Origin of the sequence: Bacillus sp. ChL18, from assembly GCF_026241425.1 — a bacterium.
Classification (GTDB): domain Bacteria; phylum Bacillota; class Bacilli; order Bacillales; family Bacillaceae; genus Bacillus; species Bacillus velezensis.
On sequence record NZ_JAPHWE010000001.1, the window covers coordinates 137754 to 162466 of the forward strand.

Consider the following 24713-nt stretch of genomic DNA (forward strand, 5'->3'; position numbering starts at 1 on the left):
TGGAAAAGTCAGATATTTTTTGGACTGCAGTTATGGTCTGGGAAAAAAGAACGAACAAACGAAGAAGAATTTTGATAGGAGCGTCATTTATGTCTAAAATTATTGCAATTAACGCAGGAAGCTCATCTTTAAAATTTCAGTTATTCGAAATGCCTTCAGAAAAGGTGCTAACAAAAGGTTTAGTAGAACGGATCGGTATCGCCGACAGCGTTTTCACAATCTCTGTTAACGGCGAAAAAAATACAGAAGTGACAGATATTCCGGATCATGCGGTTGCGGTGAAGATGCTGCTTCACAAGCTGACTGAATTCGGTATTATAAAGGATTTAAATGAAATTGACGGAATCGGCCACCGTGTGGTTCACGGCGGAGAAAAATTCAGCGATTCTGTTTTGCTTACGGATGAAACAATCCGTGAGATTGAAGAGATTTCAGAACTTGCGCCGCTTCATAACCCGGCTAACATCGTCGGCATTAAAGCCTTTAAAGAAGTGCTTCCGGATGTGCCTGCGGTTGCAGTGTTTGATACGGCGTTCCACCAAACGATGCCTGAGCAATCTTACCTGTACAGCCTTCCGTACGAATACTACGAGAAATACGGCATCCGCAAATACGGTTTCCACGGCACATCTCATAAATACGTGACACAGCGCGCAGCTGAGCTTCTCGGCCGTCCGATTGAAGACTTGCGTCTGATTTCCTGCCACCTCGGTAACGGCGCAAGTATCGCGGCCGTAGAAGGCGGAAAATCCATTGATACGTCAATGGGCTTCACACCGCTTGCGGGTGTTGCGATGGGAACACGTTCAGGAAACATCGACCCTGCATTGATTCCGTACATTATGGAAAAAACGGATCAGACGGCAGATGAAGTATTAAATACATTAAATAAAAAGAGCGGACTGCTTGGCGTATCCGGTTTCTCCAGCGACCTTCGCGATATCGTAGAAGCTTCAAAAGAAGGAAACGAAAGAGCGGAAACGGCTCTTGAAGTGTTCGCAAGCAGAATCCATAAATACATCGGTTCTTACGCTGCGAGAATGAGCGGCGTTGACGCGATTATTTTCACTGCGGGTATCGGTGAAAACAGCGTTGAAGTCAGAGAACGCGTGCTTCGCGGCTTAGAATTCATGGGTGTATATTGGGATCCTGCGCTGAACAACGTGCGCGGCGAGGAAGCGTTTATCAGCTACCCTCACTCTCCTGTCAAAGTCATGATCATTCCGACTGACGAAGAGGTCATGATCGCACGCGACGTTGTCCGCCTTGCACAGTAATGATCGAAAAAAGCACATCCTTTAGGGTGTGCTTTTTTATTGAATGCCCCAGAATCAAACGTTACGATATGTTTAATACATAAACGATGAGGTGAAGCAATGAGTGTGCATGAACATAAACAAGAAGCCCCGTCAGCCGTGCGCTGCAAGGTGATCACAGTCAGCGACACGAGAACGAAAGAAACCGACAAAAGCGGGCGCGTCATGATGGACTTCCTCAGGGAAGCGGGATTTGAAACGGTCGCTTATGACATTGTTAAAGATGAAAAAGATGAATTGCAGAAAGCCGTTTTATCCGGCTGTATGGATGAATATACAGATGCGGTGCTGTTAAACGGAGGGACGGGCATTGCCGAAAGGGATGTCACAATTGAAGCGGTCACGCCGCTGTTTTCAAAAGAACTTCCGGGATTCGGCGAGCTGTTCCGCATGCTGAGCTATACGGAGGACATCGGTTCCGCCGCCATTTTGTCCAGAGCGGCAGCGGGTGTGATCCAAAATACCGCAGTCTTCTGCACGCCCGGCTCCTCAGGCGCCGTAAAGCTTGCGATGAGTAAACTGATTATTCCTGAACTGCCTCATGTGCTCCGGGAACTCCGAAAAGATTTATAAATGTATAAAAAGGCTCTGCTCCGCTCAAAAAATTGGGTGGGGTTTTTTTTATAAAAGGCTTGAAAAAACAGAATTTACTTGTTACAGTGTATACATACAAAATGCATTTTTATTAATTGAAACTAATTTTTATACAAAAGGGAGCTTTTAACATGGCAGAACAAAAAAAGGTTGTATTGGCATACTCAGGAGGTCTTGATACTTCTGTAGCGATAAAATGGCTGCAAGAACAGGGATACGATGTTGTTGCCTGCTGCTTAGACGTAGGGGAAGGAAAGGATTTGGCATTCGTTCAGCAAAAAGCGCTGGAAGTAGGCGCCGTAAATTCCTATGTGATTGATGCGAAAGAAGAATTCGCCCGGGAGTACGCGCTCATTTCTATGCAGGCCCATACAATGTATGAAGGCAAGTATCCGCTCGTATCTGCACTATCCCGTCCGTTAATCGCGAAAAAACTCGTTGAAGTCGCGGAAAAGGAAAACGCGGTGGCCGTAGCGCACGGCTGCACGGGAAAAGGAAACGATCAGGTTCGTTTCGAAGTATCCATCAAATCATTAAATCCTGATCTGGAGGTCATTGCTCCGGTCCGTGAGTGGCAATGGTCGCGTGAAGAAGAAATTGAATATGCCGCAAGCCGGGGCATTCCGATTCCGATCAATCTTGACAGCCCGTATTCCATCGATCAGAACCTATGGGGACGCGCCAATGAATGCGGTATATTAGAAGACCCGTGGGCGGCGCCGCCTGAAGGGGCATATGACCTGACAGCATCTCTTGAAAACACGCCGGACGTTCCGGAAATCATCGAAATCGCATTTGAAGCCGGTGTTCCGGTTTCAATCGACGGCGTAACCTACCCGCTCGCTGATTTAATTCTCAAGCTGAACGAGACTGCCGGAAAACACGGCATCGGCCGGATTGACCATGTGGAAAACCGCCTGGTCGGCATTAAGTCCCGTGAAGTTTATGAGTGCCCGGGCGCGATGACTTTGATTACGGCTCACAAAGAGCTTGAGGATCTGACTTTAGTGAAAGAAGTGGCCCATTTCAAACCGGCAATTGAACAAAAACTGTCTGAAATCATCTATAACGGTTTATGGTTCTCGCCGTTAAAAGACGCGCTGCTTGCATTCTTGAAAGAAACTCAAAAACACGTCACCGGCGTCGTGCGCGTCAAGCTGTTTAAAGGCCATGCCATTGTAGAAGGACGTAAGTCGGAATATTCACTCTACGATGAAAAACTTGCGACATATACAAAAGACGATGCTTTTGACCATCACGCGGCAATCGGTTTCATTGAGCTTTGGGGGCTGCCGACAAAAGTAAACAGCATTGTGAAAAAGAAGGAGCAGATTGAAGCATGAAGAAGCTTTGGGGAGGCCGTTTTCAAAAAACACCGGAAAAGTGGGTCGATGAGTTCGGCGCATCCATCACATTCGACCAAAACTTAGTCAAAGAGGATATTACAGGGTCTCTCGCTCATGCGGCAATGCTGAAAAAATGCGGCATTCTGACGGAAGAAGAAGAAGGCGCCATCCGACAGGGGCTGCAGACCCTCCTGCAAAAAGCAGAGGAAGGGACGCTTGAATTCTCTGTTGATTATGAAGATATCCATTTGAATATTGAAAAAATGCTGATCGAAGAAATCGGACCGCTAGGCGGCAAGCTGCATACCGGCAGAAGCCGGAATGACCAGGTGGCGACCGACATGCATTTGTATTTGAAAGATCATGTCTCGCATATCATCGTGCTAATTGAACAGTTCCAAAAAGCGCTGATCGAAAAAGCGGAGGCCAATGTCGAGACCATTCTGCCGGGGTACACCCATTTACAGCGGGCTCAGCCGATTTCTTTCGCCCACCATCTGCTTGCTTATTTTTGGATGCTTGAACGGGATAAAGAGCGTTTTCGCGACGCTATGAAGCGGATTAACATATCGCCGCTCGGATGCGGGGCGCTTGCCGGAACTACGTTTCCGATAGACCGTAACTATTCGGCGGAGCTCCTCGGTTTTGACTCCATTTATGAGAACAGTCTTGACGGAGTCAGTGACAGAGATTTTATTCTCGAGTTTTTAAGCGGCAGCAGCATGCTGATGACGCACCTTTCGCGTTTATCAGAAGAAATCATTCTATGGTGCTCGCAGGAATTCAGATTCATTGAACTGGATGATACGTATGCGACGGGAAGCAGCATGATGCCGCAGAAGAAAAACCCCGACATGGCGGAGCTGATCCGCGGTAAAACCGGACGCGTATACGGTGATATGATGGGGCTTTTCACGATTATGAAAGGGCTCCCGCTCGCTTACAACAAAGACCTGCAGGAAGATAAAGAAGGCATGTTTGACACGGTGAAAACCGTTGAAGGAAGCCTTCAGATTTTCACGGGCATGATTGAAACGATGAAAGTAAACAAAGACATCATGAAACAAGCGACAAAACAAGATTTTTCAAACGCGACGGAACTTGCCGATTATTTAGCTAAAAAAGGCATGCCGTTCAGAGAAGCGCATGAAGTGGTCGGCAAGCTTGTGTACAGCTGCATTGAAAAAGGAATCTATTTAAGTGATATGGCATTTGAAGAATTCCTTCAAGCCAGCAGTCTCTTTGAAGAAGACATCTATACCGTGCTCGATCCGCATCATGCGGTTGAAAAAAGAATGAGCGCCGGCGGAACGGGTTTTCAGCAGGTAGAACAGGCGCTCGTAAAAGCAAAAGCCTGCGCCGGCATTTAATTTGCTGAAATTTCCTTCATATTTTCCCGTCATATCAGACACCCTACATCTATAAAGATGGGAGGTAGAAGGAATGCGCAAAGAACAAGACCGTTACATCTATGATGAAAAAGAAAGTGAAGAAACGGCCAGGCTCATCTCAGAGGCATACGAAAGCGGTTATGTCGGCATGGAGGAAGCCTCTGCTCCTTCAGAAAATTAAGCTGTCTGTAAAGACGGCTTTTTTTTCGTGCGGTCGAAGTGCAAAAAAGTGATATTGCCGTTTGTTTATAGTAAAGTAGAGGGAGAAACGTCTTGATTTTATTGAAGCGGCAACGTTGCCTGGGGAGGGTATTCAATGTGCGACATGCTCTAATCACTGCCGGTACAAAGGGATTGGGCCGAAAAGTGACTGAAATGCTTCTGGAAAAAGGCTTTTCTGTCACAGTGAATTACAGACAAGACGAAGAAGCGGTCGCCTGTCTGAAGGCGGATTATTCCGGATGCCATGACAGATTGCAATTCGTTAAGGGCGATGTAACCCGGAAAGAAGATCTCATGCGGATCGCCGATGCAGCCCTTCAGCGGTTTGGAAGGATTGACATACTGATTAACAATGCCGGGCCGTACATATTTGAGCGCAAAAAGCTTGCCGATTATTCCGATGACGAATGGTATGACATGCTTGAAGGGAATTTAAGCGCCGTTTTCCATCTGTTTAAAGCGGTTATCCCGGTCATGAGACAGCAGCGGTTCGGCCGGATTATTACATACGGTTTTCAAGGAGCGGACCATGCCCCCGGCTGGCTTCACCGTTCCGCTTTCGGAGCGGCTAAAGTCGGATTGGCTTCGTTAACGAAAACCATTGCGATTGAAGAAGCTGAATCAGGCATTACGGCCAATATGGTCTGTCCGGGTGATATTGTAGGAGATATGAAAGAAGCGTCTATAGAGGAAGCAAGACGGAAAATCGGCAAAGAAAAGACGCCGATCGGCAGGTCCGGAACCGGAGAGGATATTGCGAGAATCATCGCCTTTTTATGTGAAGAAGATTCCGATCTTGTAACCGGAACGGTCATTGAAGCAACAGGCGGGCTGAATGTGATTAACAGGCACCAATCCCTGTAAGTTTTTTCGTTTGTCAAAAAGGGAACTTGATAAATATTAATTTTTTATGAGGTGAAAACAATGAAAGTGACTTATCACGGACATTCTGTCATTCAAGTGGAAACGAAAACCCATAACATTATTTTTGATCCGTTTCTGACCGGAAACAGTCTGACAAATTTGAAACCGGAAGAAGTGAAAGCGGATGTCATCCTGCTTACTCACGGACACAATGACCATGTCGGAGATACAGAGCAGATCGCCAAACAAAACGATGCGCTCGTCATTGCGCCGAACGAGCTGGCCGTTTATCTCGGCTTTAAAGGTTTAAAGGTCCACCCGATGCATATCGGCGGGGCGCGCCAATTTGATTTCGGCAAAGTGAAACTGACACAGGCATTCCACGGATCGGCGGTCACTGATGAAGAAAACAAAACTATTACGTACACGGGGATGCCGGCCGGGATTTTATTGACGATTGACGGCAAAACGATTTTCCACGCCGGGGACACGGCGCTGTTCTCAGATATGAAACTGATCGGGGAACTGAATCACATTGACCTGGCGTTTCTGCCGATCGGTGATAACTTCACCATGGGGCCTGAAGATGCGAAACTCGCGGCTGAGTGGCTGAGAGCGAAACAGGTCGTTCCCGTTCATTACAATACATTTCCTGTCATTGAACAGGACCCTGACGCTTTCGCCGAAAGTCTGCCCGGAGGCGTCGGCAAAGTCATGGCGGCCGGCGAGACCATTGAGCTTGCCTGACATATGTGTCAAAGACCTTCTGAATCAAGCATTCAGAAGGTCTTTTTGTGATGCCGCCTTTTTTCAGGCGTCTCATTGCGAATGAATCCCCCGTACCCTTATAATAAAAGCAGAAGACTGTCCTTAGAGGTGAAACGCTTGGCAACAAAGCATGAACAAATCCTATCATACATAGATTCGCTTCCTGTCGGTGAAAAAATTTCGGTCAGAAGAATTGCGAAAGAAATGAAAGTCAGTGAAGGAACGGCTTACAGAGCAATTAAGGAAGCCGAAAACAAAGGATTCGTTTCCACTATTGAACGTGTGGGGACCATCCGGATTGAACAGAAGAAAAAAGAAAATATTGAAAAGCTGACATACGCCGAGGTCGTCAATGTGATAGACGGCCAGGTGCTCGGCGGAAAAGCCGGTCTGCATAAAACGTTGAATAAGTTTGTGATCGGCGCGATGGAGCTTGACGCGATGATGCGTTATACGGCGGCGGGGAACCTGTTAATCGTCGGGAACCGAATCAACGCCCACCGCCAGGCGCTTGAAGCGGGCGCGGCTGTTTTGGTAACAGGAGGGTTTAATACCGACGACAGCATTATCGAGCTGGCCGATATGCTTGAGCTTCCGATTCTCTCCACGAGCTACGATACCTTTACGGTAGCCGCGATGATCAACCGGGCGATCTATGATCAGCTCATAAAAAAAGAGATTGTGCTCGTGGAAGACATTTTGACGCCCGCAGATCGGACAGTGACGCTGTCCCCTAAGGATAAGCTGGAGAAATGGTACGAAAAAAACTATGAAACCGGACACGGCCGCTTCCCGGTTATCGATCAGCAGATGAAAATCCACGGAATCCTCACATCGAAAGATATCGCGGGGCATGACCGGTCAGTTCCGATTGAAAAAGTAATGACCAAAAACCCTGTCACGGTGATCGGGAAAACATCTGTCGCTTCAGCGGCTCAAATGATGGTTTGGGAAGGAATTGAAGTGCTTCCGGTGACAGACGGGCATCACAAATTGATCGGAATGATCAGCCGCCAGGATGTCTTAAAAGCGCTTCAAATGGTTCAAAAGCAGCCTCAGGTCGGGGAAAAGCTGGATGATATTGTTTCAAGGGGATTTAAAGAAGAGGAAGATGACAAAACGCCGGCCGTTTATCAATATGAAGTCACGCCGCAAATGACCAATCAGCTCGGCACGATTTCTTACGGGGTGTTTACGACGATTTTAACCCAGGCCGCCAGCCGATTTTTACGCTCCCGCAAACGCGGCGAGCTGGTCATTGAAAGCATTACGATTTTCTTCCTGAAGCCCGTACAGATGGAGTCGGTCATTGAAGTGAAACCGCGCATTTTAGAGGCGGGCCGGAAATTCGGGAAAATGGAAGTGGAAGTGTCAAGCCAAAGCGGCATCGTTTCAAAAGCGATGCTCATGGTGCAGCTGATGGAGAGAAGTTAAGGGACGCACCCGGGTCCCTTGGCATTCATTATGCGTGGTCCCTCTCCGCTTCCTTTGCATGGATGGGCTCATAATGCTTATAGGCTTTATACCCGGCCCATGCGCTGCCTGCTCCGATTAAAATGAAGACGCCGCCGATGACCAGGGTCAGGACGGAGTGAAACAGAATCATTTGGTTTACTCCGTACAAAAGCACCAGCGCGCCTAATGCCATACTTGATTTAGCCGAAAAACATTCCTTCTCCAGCGCCCGTTTCGTCTGGATTCCTTTTACTTTGTAATACACGTAAAAGCAGGCAGAAAGCCCGATGAGAAAAACAAAAACCAGCATAAATGAAATCCTCCATTATATGAGTTTGCAAAACCGTTTATACCGTTGCTGAAAGATTTTCCTTTTCCATGGATAAAGAGTATGATTAAATGAATAAAAACGAAAAGGAGAAAACGATGAAATCCGAACTGATCAGAACCATATCATTATATGACACCATTATCTTACATAGACATGTGAGGCCTGACCCGGACGCCTACGGTTCACAGTGCGGCCTTACGGAAATCCTGCGGGAAACGTATCCCGAAAAAAATATTTTTGCCGTCGGACAGCCTGAGCCGTCCTTGTCTTTTTTATATTCCCTCGATGAGGTGGATGACGAAACCTATAAAGATGCTCTTGTCATCGTGTGCGACACCGCAAACCAAGGCAGGGTCGACGATCAGCGCTACCATTCCGGCGCAAAGCTCATGAAAATAGACCACCATCCAAATGAAGATCCGTATGGCGATCTGTTATGGGTCGATACGAATGCAAGCTCCGTAAGCGAAATGATCTATGAGCTGTACCTGGAAGGAAAGCAGCACGGCTGGAAATTGAATACGAAAGCAGCTGAGCTGATCTACGCGGGTATCGTCGGTGATACGGGGCGTTTCTTATTCCCGAACACCACAAAAAAGACATTAAAATACGCGGGAGAGCTCATTGAGTTCCCATTTTCATCGTCAGAGCTGTTCAATCAATTGTATGAAACAAAATTAAATGTGGTGAAGCTTAACGGCTTTATTTATCAAAATGTGTCACTGTCTGAAAACGGCGTCGCTTCCGTTTTCATTAAAAAAGACATTTTGGAGACATATGGAACCACCGCTTCTGAAGCGTCGCAGCTTGTCGGAACACTCGGAAATATTTCGGGTATCCGCGCTTGGGTGTTTTTCGTAGAAGAAGACGATCAAATCAGAGTCCGGTTCCGTTCAAAAGGTCCGGTCATCAACGGAATTGCCCGGAAATACAATGGCGGCGGACATCCGCTTGCGGCCGGCGCATCCATCTTCAGCTGGGATGAAACCGATCAGATTCTTGCTGATCTGGAAGAGGTATGTAACGAACACAAGTAGAGGGGAGACCCTCTTTCTTAGTGTTCATCTGTCACGGGGATGAACCAGCAGCCGAAATCAGTCAGGTCTTCGTAGACGCGGAGATTACAGATTTGGAGTTCTTTTTTTATGAGGGAAGCGAGTGTGTCTGTTTCTGCATATGCGGAATAGCCTTGTCTGATTCGGGCTGCATGATCTTTTGCCAAGCGGCGTTCACTAAAAACCTCCATTTTCCCTTCCTCCCTTCAGAATCATTGAAAATGTCTCATCTACAGTTTATAAAAAAGCGGAGAAAAAAGCGACAGGTCTATGGAAATTTTTTAAAAATGACATAATTACGTCGCAAAAGAAATATGAATTTCGACAGACAATCTCGTATAAATCGTCAGTTCCTTTACTTCAGCCTTAAATTCCTTCTCATTTATGGTGTATATTTTGTTTTCGATCGTCCGTTTTAAAAGTTCCTTTGTTTTATACACGCTTTCAATATCCTTTGTGATGACTTCAGAAATATTATCTTTCACTTGTTCCTCAAATTTCATCTTGTCAGGCTGGGCGATTCTGTATTTTTCCCCATTGATCAGCTTCACATCAACACTTTGGATGAGAAGTCTTTGCTTATTATCCTCATTTAATTTATGAAGATCCTTCTGATAGATGGAGATTTGGTTTTTTAAATCCCGCGCGTGCTCCCGCTGCTTTTCAATTAACGTCACCTGTTCTTCCTGAAACGTTCCGTATGTAAACAGAAAGAACAGCCAGCTGACGATGGCTCCGCACATCATTCCCGCAAAAAAACGCTGCCATCCCGGTTTTTTATAATACTCGGGAATTCTCATGATGACATATTCTCCTGGGTCAGCCATGAAATAATCAGCCAGCCGGTCTGCGCGCCGCCCATTGCTGAAATAATTAAAAGAAGCTGTTTGAAGATGTCGCGCGTGTTGCCTTCAAACAGCCCCCGCTCGAAACTGTATACCGCGTCAAATGTTCCCCCGATGGCCGCGACAAGCGCCCAGATCTTCAGCCTGTTCGCCAATTTTGTGATCGCTGTCAGCGGAGGCTCGCCTGATAAATAAGCCCCGAGGCCGCCGATCAGCGCGCCGCCGAGCAACACACCGAGGGCGATAAAATAACTGCTGATGAAATTCGCCATAAATCCGGCTTCCTGATCCATATATACACCACCTCACTTTTCTATCATATTGAGCGAAACGGACAAGTATGATGATGAGTCAAAAAAAGAACGTTTGTTTCTTAAGAAAACCCGTCTTATAATGTAGAAAGGCAAAATGAACGTATGAGAAAGGAGTGGCGGCATTGTCTTTTGTTCACCTGCAAGTACATAGCGGCTACAGCCTGTTAAACAGCGCCGCTTCTGTAAAAGAGCTTGTTACACAAGCGAAGGAACTCGGATATTCATCATTGGCGCTGACGGACGAAAATGTGATGTACGGCGCCATTGAGTTTTATAAAGCGTGCAAATCAAACGGAATTAAGCCGATTATCGGTCTGACGGCTTCTATATACACGGACGATACGGAGCTTGAAGCACACCCGCTCATTCTTTTAGCAGAGACAAACACCGGCTATCAGAACCTGGTGAAAATCTCAAGTGCGCTGCAATCCATGGCAAAGGGCGGCATGAAGCGAAAATGGATGAAGAGCTATCGTGAGGGGCTGATCGCCATTACGCCCGGTGAAAACGGCTACATTGAAAGCCTGCTTCAAGTCGGGAAGTTTGAAGAAGCGGTCCGGGCTGCCGAAGGATTCCGGGAGCTGTTCGGAGACGGCCGTTTTTATTTAGGGTACCAGCCGTTTAAAGGACATGAGACGTTATCAGAAGAGATTCTCCGCCTGTCAGCCGAAACGGAAATCGCTGTCTGCGCTGCGGGGGATGTCCGTTATATCAAGAAAGAAGATCAAGATGCGTACCGCTGTCTGTGCGCTATTAAAGCCGGAGAGAAGTGGGAGGATCAGAGCGGGGATCTGCCGGACTTATACTTGAGGACGCCTGAAGAAATGGCAGAGCTTTACACGCGGCATCCGGAAGCGATTGAAGCAGCCGCGCGTATCGCCCGGCAATGCCGGGTCGATGTCAGCCTCGGACAGACACAGCTTCCGTCTTTTCCGGCACCGGACGGCAAATCAGCCGATGACTATTTGGCGGAGATCTGTCATGAGGGGCTGCGCCTCCGTTTCGGCACTCCTGATGAGCGCGCTGTCCGCCGGCTTGAATATGAGCTGGACATCATCAGGCGCATGAAATTCAGTGATTATTTTCTCATCGTATGGGACTTTATGAAGTACGCGCATGAAAAGGGCATTGTGACAGGCCCGGGAAGAGGGTCCGCGGCAGGCTCGCTTGTCGCTTACTCCCTTTTCATTACCGACGTGGATCCGCTTAAACATTCTCTGCTGTTTGAGAGATTTCTTAATCCCGAGCGGATCAGCATGCCGGATATTGATATCGATTTCCCTGATACGAGAAGGGATGAGGTCATTCAGTATGTACAAAATAAGTACGGGGCCATGCACGTCGCCCAGATTATCACCTTCGGGACATTGGCCGCAAAGGCGGCGTTAAGGGATACCGGGAGAGTGTTCGGAATCAGCCCGAAAGAAGCCGACCAGCTTGCCCGCCTGATTCCGTCAAAACCGGGAATGACGCTTGAGGAGGCGAGGCGGCAGTCCGCTCAGCTGAACAGGCGGCTGTCCGAATCCGCCGTTCTTCATAAAGTGTTTCAGATCGCAAGGAAAATTGAAGGTCTTCCGCGGCACACGTCAACACACGCGGCCGGGGTCGTTCTCAGTAAAGAGCCGCTTTCGGAAGTTGTCCCTCTTCAAGAAGGGCATGACGGCGTGTATTTAACGCAGTATGCGATGGATCACTTGGAAGATCTCGGTCTTTTAAAAATGGACTTTTTAGGTTTGCGCAACCTGACGCTTATTGAATCCATTAAAACGATGATTGAAAAAGAAACGAATACGAAAATTGATTTTTCCGAGATTTCTTATCAGGATGAAAAAACGTTCTCACTATTGTCAAACGGTGATACGACGGGTATTTTCCAGCTGGAATCATCAGGAATGAGAAACGTGCTGAAGCGCCTGAAGCCGTCAAGACTGGAAGACATTGTCGCGGTTAACGCGCTTTACAGGCCGGGACCGATGGAAAATATTCCGTTATTTATCGACCGGAAACACGGGCGGGCGCGTGTGGAAGTGCCGCACGAGGATGTAAGAAATATTCTCAGTGACACTTACGGCGTCATCGTCTATCAAGAACAGATAATGATGATCGCCTCGCGCATGGCAGGGTTTTCATTAGGTGAAGCGGATCTGCTCAGACGGGCTGTCAGCAAAAAGCAAAAGGACATTCTGGACAGAGAGCGAAGCCATTTTGTTGAAGGGTGCATAAAAAAGGAGTATTCTGTAGTCACTGCAAACGAGGTCTACGATCTGATTGTAAAATTCGCTAACTACGGATTCAACAGAAGCCATGCTGTCGCATACAGCATGATCGGCTATCAGCTCGCCTATTTAAAAGCGCATTATCCGTTATATTTTATGTGCGGGCTGTTGACGAGCGTCATCGGCAATGAGGACAAAATATCGCAATATCTGCATGAAGCGAAGGGGAGCGGGATTCAAGTCCTTCCGCCGTCAATAAACAAAAGCGGTTTTCCGTTTGCGCCGGAAAACGGAGCCGTCAGATACAGTTTGCGGGCCGTTAAAAACGTAGGCGTCTCGGCAGTGAAAGATATTTATAAAGCAAGAACACATAAACCGTTCGAGGATCTTTTCGATTTCTGCTTTCGCGTACCCGCAAAAAGCGTGAATCGGAAAACCATCGAAGCCCTTATATTTTCTGGCGCCATGGACGAATTCAATCAAAATCGCGCCGCCTTGCTGGCCTCCGTTGATGTGGCTTTAGAGCACGCTGAACTTTTTCGTGCAGACGATGACCAAATGGGATTGTTTTTGGAAGAATCGTTCTCCATTAAGCCAAAATATGTAGAGGCTGAGGAATTTCCGCTCGTGGACAAGCTTCGGTTCGAAAAAGAAGCTCTCGGTGTTTATTTCTCAAGCCATCCTTTATCTGCTTTCAGGGATCTCCTGAAAAAAAGGGGGGCGCAAGCGATCACAGCAGCGCGGCAGATGCCGAAGGGGCAGCTGTCAATCGGCGCTTTGCTCGCGGGCATCAAAACGATTCGGACAAAGACAGGTCAGCATATGGCGTTTCTCACATTAAGTGATGAAACGGGAGAAATGGAAGCCGTCGTGTTTCCTGACCAATATAGAAGGCTGTCTCCGCTGTTAGAAGAAGGCGCGCTTTTATTCGCCGCCGGGAAAATGGAAGAGCGTCAGGAGAAGACACAATTCATCATGTCATCCGCCTCTCTTCTTGAGCAGACGGAGGCAGACAGAGCGCCGTCTGTTTACATCAAAATCGAAGGCAGCCGGCACAATCAGGAGTTTTTGGAAAAGATGAAGCGTATTTTACTGGAGCATAAAGGGGAAACCGGCGTTTATCTTTATTATGAAAAAGACAAGCAGACGATCAGGCTGCCGGATACTTTTCATATTCAGGCGGACCATCAGGCGTTATACCGTTTAAAAGAGCTGCTGGGCCGCGAAAACGTCGTGTTAAAATAGTGGTAACAATAATCGTTTTGTTATACAATTGAAACAATTGTGCTATCTTATTTAAAGATTCTGAAATTTTTCACCTCCAGCGATTGTACCAGTCTATGCGGCAGAATATGTAACAAAGTACTTAAAAGGAGTGTTTAGAATGTCATTAAGAGAAGAAGCGTTACATTTACACAAAGTAAATCAAGGAAAGCTGGAATCAAAAGCAAAGGTAGAAGTCAGAAACGCGGACGACTTAAGCCTTGCCTACTCTCCCGGAGTAGCTGAGCCTTGTAAAGAGATTTATGACGATAAAAATAAAGTATATGACTATACAATGAAGGGGAACATGGTAGCAGTCGTAACAGACGGATCAGCCGTTCTCGGTCTCGGTAATATCGGGCCTGAAGCTTCACTTCCGGTCATGGAAGGGAAAGCGGTGCTGTTCAAAAGTTTCGCGGGCGTGGATGCATTCCCGATCGCGCTTGACACAAACGATGTGGACAAAATCATTGACACTGTGAAGCTGCTTGCACCGACATTCGGCGGTGTCAACCTTGAAGATATTGCGGCGCCGAACTGCTTCATTATCGAAGAGCGCCTGAAAAAAGAAACAAACATTCCGGTTTTCCACGATGATCAGCACGGCACTGCCATCGTAACCGTTGCCGGACTTGTAAACGCGCTGAAATTATCAGGAAAATCCATGTCATCCATTAAAGTTGTGGCAAACGGAGCGGGAGCGGCAGGCATCGCGATCATCAAGCTTCTTTACCATTTCGGCGTACGCGACATCGTAATGTGCGACTCTAAAGGGGCGATTTACGAAGGGCGTCCGGCCGGCATGAACGCAGTGAAAAACGAAGTGGCGAAGTTTACAAACCAAGACCGCAACGACGGTTCGCTGCAGGATGTCATTAAAGATGCAGACGTCTTTATCGGCGTATCAGTCGAAGGCGCGCTGACGAAAGAAATGGTGGAAAGCATGGCGAAAGATCCGATTATCTTCGCAATGGCCAACCCGAATCCGGAAATCATGCCTGAAGACGCGCGCGCAGCCGGCGCAAGCGTAATCGGAACAGGCCGTTCTGATTTCCCGAACCAGGTCAACAACGTTCTGGCATTCCCTGGAATTTTCCGCGGGGCGCTTGACGTTCGCGCGACTCACATCAACGAAGAAATGAAAATTGCTGCGGTTGAAGCGATTGCTTCCCTCGTTTCAGAGGAAGAATTAAGCGCTGATTATGTCATCCCGGCTCCATTTGACAAACGTGTGGCTCCTGCCGTTGCGAAAGCTGTTGCGAAAGCAGCGATGGAAACGGGCGTCGCCAGAATTACGGTCGATCCTGAGGAAGTGGCTGAAAAAACAAGACAGCTCACAGTCATCGGCGAATAATAACACAAAAATGAAATGGCAGCGCGTTGGAAAAAAACAACGCGCTGCTGTTCAATATACGGACTGCTGGCATTTTTTTAAGGGCAGGTCTTAAAAAAATTTCAGCAGAATCCTTATTTCTTTTGAAAACGCTGACAGATAAGGCTGAACAACGCTTTTTACGGTATGAAATCCGTCCGTTTCCGTCTGTTTTGCAGCAAAAAATGTCGAATGGAGGATGACACCGTTTGACAAAAAAAGTACAATAGTTTCGGTAAAGTTATTATTAAGTCTATCTAATCGGAAGACATGCAGTGAAGAGAACCCTTCACAAAAGGGAGGTAATCATTTGTTAAAGGATATATTCACAAAAAAGAAAAAATATGCTTCCGTGCCGTCTGAGCAGGCAAAACATGATGTTCCGGAAGGCATTATGACAAAGTGCCCCAAATGTAAAAAAATCATGCTCACAAAAGAGTTAGATAAAAACCTGCGCGTCTGCATGAACTGCGGGCACCATTTCCCGATGAATGCAAAGCAGCGCATTGAAAGCCTCCTGGATGAAGATTCATTCGAAGAATTCAACCAGGGAATGATATCTGAAAACCCGCTCGGTTTCCCGGGATACTTAGAAAAAATCGAAAAAGACCGTGAGAAAACATCGCTGAATGAAGCGGTGGTTACCGGAAAAGGAACCATCAGCGGATTCCCTGCCGTGATCGCGATCATGGATTCAACATTTCGAATGGGCAGCATGGGTTCGGTTGTCGGCGAAAAAATCACGCTTGCAATTGAAAAAGCAAAAGAGGAAAAAGTCCCGTTTATCATCTTTACCGCTTCCGGCGGCGCACGTATGCAGGAGGGGGTCTTAAGTCTTATGCAAATGGCCAAGACAAGTTCTGCATTAAAACTGTTCAGTGAGGAGCAGGGACTGATTATTTCTGTCATGACCCATCCGACGACAGGCGGCGTATCGGCCAGTTTCGCGTCGCTCGGTGATTATAATTTCGCTGAACCGGGCGCCTTGATCGGATTTGCCGGAAGACGTATTATTGAACAGACGATCGGGGAAAAACTGCCGGAAGATTTCCAGACGGCGGAATTTTTATTAAAGCACGGCCAGCTTGATGCGGTGATTCACCGAAACGACATGAAAGACAAACTCGCATTTCTGCTGGACATGCACCAAACAGGAGGTGAGCATGAGTGGCTGCAAGATTAGAATTTGAAAAACCAGTGATTGAACTGCAGACGAAAATCGCCGAACTGAAAAAATTCACCCAAGATTCGGAGATGGATTTAAGCGCTGAAATCGCAAGGCTTGAAGACCGGCTCAGCAAGCTCCAGGATGAGATTTATAAAAACCTGAAGCCGTGGGACAGAGTGCAGATCGCACGCCTTCCCGACCGGCCGACGACGCTTGATTACATTCAATACCTGTTTACCGACTTTTTTGAGTGCCACGGAGACAGAACATACGGAGACGATGCTGCGATTGTCGGCGGAGTCGCCAAATATCACGGCATGCCGGTCACCGTCATCGGTCATCAGCGCGGAAAAGACACGAAAGAAAACCTTGTCCGCAATTTCGGGATGCCTCACCCTGAGGGCTACCGCAAAGCGCTTCGTCTCATGAAGCAGGCGGATAAGTTCAACCGCCCGATTATCTGCTTCATCGACACGAAGGGAGCGTACCCGGGTAAAGCGGCGGAGGAACGGGGACAAAGTGAAGCCATCGCCAAGAACCTGTTCGAGATGGCCGGCCTGACAGTGCCTGTCGTTTGTATCGTCATCGGGGAAGGCGGCAGCGGAGGCGCGCTTGCGTTAGGTGTGGGCAACCGCATGCTGATGCTTGAGAACTCGACGTATTCCGTTATTTCTCCTGAAGGAGCCGCGTCCATTTTGTGGAAAGACTCCAGCCTTGCGAAAAAAGCGGCCGAAACCATGAAGATTACTGCGCCCGATTTATTAGAATTAGGAATTATTGATGATATGATTAAAGAAGTGAAGGGCGGAGCTCACCATGATATCAAGCAGCAGGCGGGCTACATTGACGGTATTCTTAAAGAAACGTTAAAATCTCTTCTTCAATTGAACGCCGAAGAATTGATCTCACAGCGCTATGAAAAATATAAAGCAATCGGGAAAGTTTCGGTTGAGGATCAATATATCGGGGTAAACTGAATAGACGTGAAGCCTATGGCTCACGTTTATTTTTTGTGATTTTTGTGATATTCCTTAAATTTTATTTAAAAACAATTTATTTAATTGTATAATAGGTAAGGTTTCATGGGAGCTCAGGCGTCCCTTTTCATTGTTTTAGGGCAATGATCATGATATGTTTAACATATATATGTTGCTGAGGTGAATAGGAAATGAAGCGTATAGGAGTTTTAACGAGCGGCGGGGATTCCCCGGGTATGAACGCTGCGGTGCGCGCGGTTGTGCGGAAAGCTATCTACCACGACGTCGAAGTGTACGGAATTTATAACGGTTATTCAGGATTAATCAGCGGAAAAATAGAGAAACTGGAGCTTGGTTCGGTCGGTGACATCATCCACCGCGGCGGAACAAAGCTGTATACGGCCAGATGTCCTGAATTCAAAACAGTTGAAGGCCGTGAAAAAGGAATCGAAAATTTAAAGAAACTCGGCATTGAAGGTCTTGTCGTCATCGGCGGAGACGGTTCATACATGGGTGCGAAAAAATTAACGGAACACGGGTTTCCGTGTGTGGGTGTACCGGGTACGATAGATAATGACATCCCGGGAACTGATTTTACGATCGGATTTGATACGGCGTTAAACACCGTAATTGATGCGATTGATAAAATCCGTGACACCGCTACGTCTCATGAGCGTACATACGTTATTGAAGTGATGGGGCGCCATGCGGGCGACATTGCTTTATGGGCAGGTCTTGCAGGCGGAGCGGAATCAATTTTAATTCCTGAAGCGGACTACGATATGCAGGAAATTATCGGCCGTTTGAAGAGAGGGCACGACCGCGGCAAAAAACACAGTATCATCATCGTTGCAGAAGGGGTAGGCAGCGGAGTTGAATTCGGAAAACGCATCGAAGAAGAAACGAACCTTGAAACACGGGTATCCGTTTTAGGGCACATCCAGCGCGGCGGATCTCCAAGCGCTTCTGACCGGGTTCTTGCAAGCCGCCTCGGCGCTTACGCGGTTGAGCTTCTGCTTAAAGGAAAAGGCGGACGCTGCGTAGGTATACAAAACAACAAGCTTGTAGACCATGATATTATAGAAATTTTAGAATCAAAACATACTGTTGAACCAAACATGTATCAGCTTTCAAAAGAACTGTCTATTTAAGGCGGAAGAAGCTGAAGATTTCAGAAGGAAGTGAACGAGTTGAAAAAAACAAAAATCGTTTGTACAATCGGTCCGGCCAGTGAAAGTGTAGAAATGCTGACAAAATTGATGGAAGCGGGTATGAACGTTGCTCGTCTGAATTTTTCACACGGTGATTTCGAAGAGCACGGCGCAAGAATCAAAAACATCAGAGAAGCAAGCAAAAAGCTCGGCAAAAACGTGGGGATTCTCCTCGATACGAAAGGTCCGGAAATCCGTACGCACGATATGGAAAACGGCGCGCTTGAGCTTCAGGCGGGAAATGAAATTATCGTTTCTACGAAACAGGTGCTGGGAACGCTTGAAAAATTCTCAGTTTCTTATGAAGGCTTGGCAGACGACGTGTCAGCAGGGTCTATCATCCTGTTGGATGACGGTTTAATCGGATTGGAAGTGCTAGAATCAAATCCGGAAAAACACGAAATCAAAACAAAAATCTTAAACAGCGGCACGCTGAAAAATAAAAAAGGCGTAAACGTTCCCGGCGTCAGCGTCAACCTTCCCGGAATTACTGAAAAAGACGCCAAAGACATCGTATTCGGTATCGAGCAAGGCGTTGATTTCATCGCTGCGTCATTTGTACGCCGTTCTACGGATGTCCTGGAAATCCGCGAACTGCTTGAAGAGCATAACGCGTCTGACATTCAAATCATTCCTAAGATCGAGAACCAGGAAGGCGTGGACAACCTGGATGCGATCCTGGAAGTATCTGACGGCTTAATGGTAGCGCGCGGAGACCTAGGCGTAGAGATTCCGGCCGAAGAAGTGCCGCTCGTGCAAAAAGAAATGATCAAAAAATGCAACGCGCTCGGCAAACCGGTTATTACTGCGACACAAATGCTTGACAGCATGCAGCGCAACCCTCGCCCGACACGCGCTGAAGCAAGTGACGTTGCCAACGCCATTTTCGACGGCACAGATGCTATCATGCTTTCCGGTGAGACGGCTGCGGGACAATATCCTGTTGAAGCGGTTCAAACAATGTTTAACATCGCCACACGCACGGAAGAATCTCTGAACTACAAAGAAATTCTGTCTAAACGCAGAGATCAGGTCGGCATGACGATTACCGATGCGATCGGCCAATCAGTTGCACACACGGCGATCAATCTGAGTGCGGCAGCTATCGTTACCCCTACAGAAAGCGGGCATACGGCGCGTATGATCGCCAAATACCGTCCGCAGGCTCCGATTGTAGCGGTTACGGTCAATGAGTCTGTATCACGCAAACTCGGCCTTGTATTCGGTGTATTCCCGGCAAGCGGCCAAAACGCGACTTCAACCGATGAAATGCTTGAAGACGCGGTTCAAAAATCACTTGACAGCGGCATCGTGAAACGCGGTGATCTGATTGTCATTACAGCAGGTTCTGTCGGTGAATCAGGCACGACGAATCTGATGAAAGTCCACACTGTCGGCAGCATTATCGCAAAAGGACAAGGCATCGGACGCAAATCTGCATTCGGTCCGGTCGTTGTTGCAAAAAATGCGAAAGAAGCTGAACAAAAAATGACAGACGGCGCAGTATTGGTTGCTTCAAGCACTGACCGCGACATGATCGCTTCACTTGAAAAAGCATCAGCGCTCATCACTGAAGAAGGCGGTCTGACAAGCCATGCAGCCGTTGTCGGTTTAAGCTTGGGCATTCCGGTTATCGTCGGTCTGGAGAACGCAACTTCAGTTTTAACAGAAGGACAGGTTATCACAGTTGACGCTGCCCGCGGCGCTGTGTATGAAGGCCGCGCAAGCGTTCTTTAAACAGCTTTAAAAAAGAGAGGGGGGGTTCTCCCTTCTCTCTTTTGTCTTTAGGCTGATTTTCCTATTCCCATGCGGGCGGTGACGCGCTTTTAGAAGGGCAGGAGGGCAGAAAAATGAGAGTGTTATTCTTACTGTTTATCGTGTGTCCGGCAATTGAAATCGGCTTGTTTCTGCTGGCGGGAAAATGGCTCGGTATTTTTCCGACCTTCCTTCTCATCATTTTGACAGGCGTGTTAGGCGCCTTGGTGGCAAAAAGACAGGGAACCGATGTGTATCATCGGGTGATGCGCGACCTGCAGCACGGCAAAATGCCGGGGGAAGCGCTTCTTGATGGAATATGCGTCTTTTTCGGAGGCCTGCTTTTGATGCTTCCGGGTTTTCTGTCCGATATTGCAGGGGCCTGTCTTCTGATTCCGTTCACTCGGAACCGCATGAAGCCGCTTTTGTTCAAATGGCTGAGAGGAATGTCAAAAAACAAGCGGATCATTATCAAATAAAAACGGCAGCCTTCTTACAGGGCTGCTGTTTTTATTTGGATTGAACAGTAATATAGGCCCATATTTCTTTTAAAGCGCCCGTTGTGATAAAGGCCTGAATGAAAACGAGCAGCGCGGGCCCCGCAGCCAGTCCTAAAATTCCGAACAATTTAAAGCCGGCAAACAGGGCGATTAAGGTCGCAAGCGGATCAAGCCCGATTGACCTGCTTAAAATTTTCGGCTCCGTCAGCTGGCGCTGAATGAGAACCACAATATATAAAACACCGAGACCGATCGCTTGAGGAAGCTGACCGGCAATGGCCAAATACATAATCCAGGGAACAAAGACCGACCCGGCGCCGAGATACGGGAGTAGGTCCACCAAGCCGATAAAAAAGGCGATGGTTGCCGCATGCTCAATCCCTAAAAGAAAAAGTCCGATAAAGACAATGATCATCGTGAAAAGTATGAGCACGGCCTGCGCCTTAATGAAACCTGCCATCGCTTTTTTCAGCTCTCCCGATACGGCCTTGGCGTTTGCCGAAACCCGTTCCGGAAGAATGGAATAAAGCAGCGCCTTCAGCTTATGCCAGTCCTTTGTCATAAAAAAAGTAGCCAGCATTGCGAAAATGAAGACGGCAGCTGTATTGGGAAGGAAGGCAATCCATTTCGGCACCAGCTCCAAAAGATGTGAAAGCATCAGCCCCGCATTTTTAGCGGCTGTATCACCGAGGGTCTGAATATGCGTCACGATGGATGCCTGCTGATTGGTTTCCAGTCCGTTAAATAGGACGGTCAGCTCGTGGTACAATGGCTGAATGCGGGAAGTGAACAGCTCTTCACAATACGTCATAAAGGCGCTGATATGAGGAGGGAGCGTTTTGGCCAGATAGGCGGTTCCCGAAATGATTTCCGCAACGAGAAATGTCGCCGCGCCAAGAAGAATAAGCAAAAAGAAGACCAGGACAATGACAGTATTGACTGACCGGGGCAGCCCCGTCAGTTTGTCCAGCCAGTCAACAACGGGAATGATCGCTGATGACAGAATAAGGGCGATCAGAAACGGATAAGTTAACGGAAATGAGGCGTAACCGGCCGCTAAAGCGCCGCCGGCCGCAGCGAGTACAAACAGCGCGCGGAAAAAAACAGTTGCATAGTGCGGGTTCACATCGATCCTCCTCTCGGTCGGCACGTCCTATTACATTAGTTTATTCGTCAAAAAAAAGGATATGAATACAGATATGATGAAAGAAGGTGCTTTCAGGATGTTTACACAGGCGAATTTATTTTTACTATTATTGCTGGCCATCGCATTGATAGCCAAAAATCAGTCATTGCTTTTTGCCGTCGGCTTTCTCATTGTGATAAAAGCTGTAGGTCTTGATCAGAAACTATTTCCGGTTATTCAGTCAAAAGGCATCAACTGGGGAGTCACCGTCATTACAATCGCCGTTTTAGTGCCGATTGCCACAGGTGATATCGGTTTTAAACAGCTCGGAGAAGCAATGAAATCATATTATGCGTGGATCGCTCTCGGTGCCGGGATCGCGGTTGCCTTAATCGCCAAAAACGGTCTCACCTTATTGGAAAACGACCCTCATATTACAACGGCGCTGGTCATCGGCACGATACTTGCCGTCGCGCTTTTCGGAGGCGTCGCCGTCGGCCCGTTAATCGGCGCCGGAATCGCCTACTTGGCCATGCAAATCGTTAAAATATTCACTTCGTAAAGTAAAAAAGCGGCGTAAAGCTGCTTTTTTTTGTGGAGAAAATTAGAGTTTGCACTTGCGCATTTTGTAATTCAGACAAATGCCATTTGAATGGATTAAAAGCTGATGGAATTTATGCGCTGATACCAAAGCAAAACTTGAAGTGTTGTCAAAATAAGCGGAGACCCTTTCCTTCAATTTGAAAGTTTGTTAAATTTATAATGAGAATGAAAAAACACAATTCGGTTGGTAGTCCGGATGCATGATTTAAAATGTCAGTAACCTTCCCCTCCTCGGGATGTCCATCATTCTTCAGTAAATTTAGGAGGAGGGAATCGTTATGAAATTAACGGTTTACTACGATGGTCAGTTTTGGGTAGGAGTCATTGAAGTTGTGGATGATGGGAAATTAAGAGCAATTCGTCATTTGTTTGGACAAGAGCCAAAGGATTCAGAAATAATGCATTTTGTTAATAATCAACTTTTACAGACTCTCTCCCACACTGAACAAGAAGGGGTTTGTGTTAAAGCAAAATCTAAGAAGTTAAACCCAAAAAGATTACAACGGCAAGCTTCTAAAGAGATGAAAAATATCGGGATATCAACTAAGGCACAAAAAGCGATAAAACAGGAGCTTGAAGCAAGAAAAGAAAAGAAAAAACACCTGAATAGAAAACAAAGAGAAAAAATAAAGGAACAAAAATATTTAATCAGAAAACAAAAAGCAAAAGAAAAGCATAGGGGAAAATAGTTGGAGAGCCCGATGAAGCCCTTCGATTGAAAAGTTGAGCGGCATCAGTTAGTTTCTTCGGACTGTTTTGAAAAAAGAAGTAGAAATCGAGCCCTTCTCGAGATGAGGAGGGTTTTTCTGCATTTATTTAAATTCACTTACATCAGTAAATGAGTCAGTTTCAATTGATGAAAGGTTTGATGAGGATATTTACGGGCTGAAAACAGCAAATGCAGTCAAACGATTCCAGTCTATGTGCGGCATGACTGCTGACGGCATTTTGGCCAAAGACTAGGTAAATTACTAAAGAATCTAAGGTTAGTATTTGGGTTTTAATATTTGAGTAGGGGGAAATAATGCTATCACTTAATAGAGCTTTAAAATTACGTGATTTAGAAGTTTTTCGTGTGCTGAAAGATGGTAACATTTTATCTTACGTAATAATTGAAGATACTCGAAAGCCATTTACAGAAGAAGACAAAAAATTAGAACCATTGTGTTATATGGACGAAGAAGATATTAATGCGATTTTAAATGTTTTTAAGATTTCAATTGTTAATGATGAAAAATTAAATGAAGATGATTCAATTTCTATAAGATCTTACTTTTCCGAATTTGTTAATCATACAAATTTAACGAATTTTATTATTAAAGAATATGTTCAAAAGGATTTATATGATTACGATGATGAAGATGACATCATTTTTTTTAATAGAATTTTACGTAGTATAGGATCAGATTATGTTATCAAAGAATTTGACGATATAAATTGGATTTATTTATCTCAAGATTGATTTCTTATTTAGATTTTGAAGGGGTACAGAAGATAATTTCTGTACTTCTTTTTAAGGAGAAAAATAGACTTCTAGTTTCTCTTTATAGCAAAATCGTAAGTTCAGCACCCGCAAGGGGTGTATATAAGTGCTTTATTGTCATGGATGTTCTATTTCCAAAATCGCTATCATTTTTTGTTATTTTAGGTTAATTAGGAAAATTGAGGTATTTGCAGAAAATAAGAAATTAGTGGAAAATAAATCAAAAGAGGAGGATGGGAATGCATGGTGGAGTCTCAACTTCAAATACAGCGGGGGATTGTTTGTATGAATATTAAAAAAGCAATTTGTTTCTCTGTCTCTGCTTTCGCTATTACGTTCGGTGTAATTGCTTTTGTTGGAAACACGACTCATCTTCATCATAATGCAGCCAAAACTGATAACGAGGTAATACAACTAGCTGCGCGACTGCAAACATGATTTCGAAACAAAAAAAGATGTGGCCTTTTTAGGGCTGCATCTTTTTTTGTCATGTATTTTCGTTTTTTCTCTTTTTAGGCGGGACTGCGGCTGCTGCATT

Annotated in this window: 26 protein-coding genes; 21 read left to right on the plus strand and 5 right to left on the minus strand. The window is 46.4% G+C overall.

The annotated features are described in order from the left end of the window. The first annotated feature begins 89 nt into the window (after nt 1-89). From OQ477_RS00850 to OQ477_RS00885, 8 genes are all read left to right on the plus strand, one after another. Entirely contained in the window at nt 90-1277 is a 1188-nt protein-coding gene (locus tag OQ477_RS00850) for an acetate kinase (RefSeq protein WP_029326031.1), read from the plus strand. Between the two features lie 99 nt (nt 1278-1376). Then, nucleotides 1377-1889 (plus strand): MogA/MoaB family molybdenum cofactor biosynthesis protein, encoded by a 513-nt coding sequence (locus tag OQ477_RS00855; RefSeq protein ID WP_265971109.1) that lies wholly within the window; start codon nt 1377-1379, stop codon nt 1887-1889. A 152-nt stretch (nt 1890-2041) separates the two neighbouring features. Continuing rightward, on the plus strand, nt 2042-3253 hold the full coding sequence (locus tag OQ477_RS00860; protein WP_003152428.1) for an argininosuccinate synthase: 1212 nt from the start codon (nt 2042-2044) through the stop codon (nt 3251-3253). Then, entirely contained in the window at nt 3250-4626 is a 1377-nt protein-coding gene (gene argH / locus OQ477_RS00865) for an argininosuccinate lyase (protein WP_265971110.1), read from the plus strand. The genes OQ477_RS00860 and argH overlap by 4 nt, the downstream gene beginning before the upstream one ends. A gap of 73 nt (nt 4627-4699) precedes the next feature. Further along, entirely contained in the window at nt 4700-4828 is a 129-nt protein-coding gene (locus OQ477_RS00870; protein WP_007408056.1) for a hypothetical protein, read from the plus strand. Between the two features lie 137 nt (nt 4829-4965). Further along, a complete protein-coding gene (locus OQ477_RS00875; RefSeq protein WP_265971111.1) occupies nt 4966-5733 on the plus strand; it encodes an SDR family oxidoreductase in 768 nt (255 codons plus the stop codon). A 60-nt stretch (nt 5734-5793) separates the two neighbouring features. Continuing rightward, nucleotides 5794-6480: a metal-dependent hydrolase gene (locus OQ477_RS00880; RefSeq protein WP_007613083.1), complete on the plus strand. Its 687-nt coding sequence runs from the start codon at nt 5794-5796 to the stop codon at nt 6478-6480. Nucleotides 6481-6618: 138 nt separating this feature from the next. Continuing rightward, on the plus strand, nt 6619-7935 hold the full coding sequence (locus tag OQ477_RS00885) for a CBS domain-containing protein (protein WP_007408058.1): 1317 nt from the start codon (nt 6619-6621) through the stop codon (nt 7933-7935). 28 nt (nt 7936-7963) lie between these two features. Here OQ477_RS00885 and OQ477_RS00890 read toward each other — a convergent pair whose 3' ends face one another. Then, nucleotides 7964-8266, minus strand: coding sequence for a YtpI family protein (locus OQ477_RS00890; RefSeq protein WP_003152434.1), 303 nt, complete (start codon nt 8264-8266; stop codon nt 7964-7966). A gap of 116 nt (nt 8267-8382) precedes the next feature. Between OQ477_RS00890 and OQ477_RS00895 the strand changes: the two genes are divergently transcribed. Continuing rightward, nucleotides 8383-9324, plus strand: coding sequence for a DHH family phosphoesterase (locus OQ477_RS00895; protein WP_003152435.1), 942 nt, complete (start codon nt 8383-8385; stop codon nt 9322-9324). Between the two features lie 17 nt (nt 9325-9341). Here OQ477_RS00895 and OQ477_RS00900 read toward each other — a convergent pair whose 3' ends face one another. From OQ477_RS00900 to OQ477_RS00910, 3 genes are all read right to left on the minus strand, one after another. Beyond that, complete coding sequence (locus OQ477_RS00900; RefSeq protein ID WP_007408061.1) at nt 9342-9533, minus strand: hypothetical protein; 192 nt, start codon at nt 9531-9533, stop codon at nt 9342-9344. Between the two features lie 105 nt (nt 9534-9638). After that, on the minus strand, nt 9639-10142 hold the full coding sequence (gene ytrI / locus OQ477_RS00905; RefSeq protein WP_007408062.1) for a sporulation membrane protein YtrI: 504 nt from the start codon (nt 10140-10142) through the stop codon (nt 9639-9641). Continuing rightward, complete coding sequence (locus OQ477_RS00910) at nt 10139-10480, minus strand: YtrH family sporulation protein (RefSeq protein WP_003152438.1); 342 nt, start codon at nt 10478-10480, stop codon at nt 10139-10141. The genes ytrI and OQ477_RS00910 overlap by 4 nt, the downstream gene beginning before the upstream one ends. Before the next feature lie 143 nt (nt 10481-10623). Here OQ477_RS00910 and dnaE point away from each other — a divergent pair, with 143 nt between their 5' ends. From dnaE to OQ477_RS00945, 7 genes are all read left to right on the plus strand, one after another. Further along, nucleotides 10624-13962: a DNA polymerase III subunit alpha gene (gene dnaE / locus OQ477_RS00915; protein WP_265971112.1), complete on the plus strand. Its 3339-nt coding sequence runs from the start codon at nt 10624-10626 to the stop codon at nt 13960-13962. Nucleotides 13963-14101: 139 nt separating this feature from the next. Then, nucleotides 14102-15334: an NAD(P)-dependent malic enzyme gene (locus tag OQ477_RS00920; RefSeq protein WP_007613079.1), complete on the plus strand. Its 1233-nt coding sequence runs from the start codon at nt 14102-14104 to the stop codon at nt 15332-15334. Between the two features lie 328 nt (nt 15335-15662). Further along, on the plus strand, nt 15663-16535 hold the full coding sequence (gene accD, locus OQ477_RS00925; protein WP_071181928.1) for an acetyl-CoA carboxylase, carboxyltransferase subunit beta: 873 nt from the start codon (nt 15663-15665) through the stop codon (nt 16533-16535). Further along, the gene (accA, locus tag OQ477_RS00930; RefSeq protein ID WP_007408067.1) at nt 16520-17497 is read left to right on the plus strand and encodes an acetyl-CoA carboxylase carboxyl transferase subunit alpha; all 978 of its coding nucleotides are present in this window, start codon (nt 16520-16522) and stop codon (nt 17495-17497) included. Before accD ends, accA begins: the two co-directional genes overlap by 16 nt. Before the next feature lie 191 nt (nt 17498-17688). Continuing rightward, a complete protein-coding gene (gene pfkA / locus OQ477_RS00935) occupies nt 17689-18648 on the plus strand; it encodes a 6-phosphofructokinase (RefSeq protein ID WP_007408068.1) in 960 nt (319 codons plus the stop codon). Between the two features lie 39 nt (nt 18649-18687). Next, nucleotides 18688-20445 carry a pyruvate kinase gene (gene pyk / locus OQ477_RS00940; RefSeq protein WP_007613076.1) on the plus strand — a complete coding sequence of 586 codons (1758 nt, stop codon included), beginning with the start codon at nt 18688-18690 and terminating at the stop codon, nt 20443-20445. A gap of 113 nt (nt 20446-20558) precedes the next feature. After that, nucleotides 20559-20942 carry an FxsA family protein gene (locus OQ477_RS00945; protein WP_012118168.1) on the plus strand — a complete coding sequence of 128 codons (384 nt, stop codon included), beginning with the start codon at nt 20559-20561 and terminating at the stop codon, nt 20940-20942. 31 nt (nt 20943-20973) lie between these two features. Here the strand turns inward: OQ477_RS00945 and ytvI are convergent, their stop codons facing one another. Then, nucleotides 20974-22089 carry a sporulation integral membrane protein YtvI gene (ytvI, locus tag OQ477_RS00950; protein WP_038459470.1) on the minus strand — a complete coding sequence of 372 codons (1116 nt, stop codon included), beginning with the start codon at nt 22087-22089 and terminating at the stop codon, nt 20974-20976. 97 nt (nt 22090-22186) lie between these two features. Here ytvI and OQ477_RS00955 point away from each other — a divergent pair, with 97 nt between their 5' ends. The 5 genes from OQ477_RS00955 (at nt 22187) to OQ477_RS00975 (ending at nt 24613) form a co-directional block, all read left to right on the plus strand. Beyond that, on the plus strand, nt 22187-22651 hold the full coding sequence (locus tag OQ477_RS00955; protein ID WP_007408072.1) for a DUF441 domain-containing protein: 465 nt from the start codon (nt 22187-22189) through the stop codon (nt 22649-22651). 319 nt (nt 22652-22970) lie between these two features. Then, a complete protein-coding gene (locus OQ477_RS00960; protein WP_265971113.1) occupies nt 22971-23381 on the plus strand; it encodes a YjdF family protein in 411 nt (136 codons plus the stop codon). Nucleotides 23382-23544: 163 nt separating this feature from the next. Next, a complete protein-coding gene (locus OQ477_RS20900; RefSeq protein ID WP_416346524.1) occupies nt 23545-23655 on the plus strand; it encodes a peptidoglycan-binding domain-containing protein in 111 nt (36 codons plus the stop codon). 61 nt (nt 23656-23716) lie between these two features. Further along, nucleotides 23717-24154, plus strand: coding sequence for a terpene synthase (locus OQ477_RS00970; RefSeq protein ID WP_265971114.1), 438 nt, complete (start codon nt 23717-23719; stop codon nt 24152-24154). A gap of 264 nt (nt 24155-24418) precedes the next feature. Next, nucleotides 24419-24613 (plus strand): hypothetical protein, encoded by a 195-nt coding sequence (locus OQ477_RS00975; protein ID WP_265971115.1) that lies wholly within the window; start codon nt 24419-24421, stop codon nt 24611-24613. Nucleotides 24614-24713: the final 100 nt, after the last annotated feature.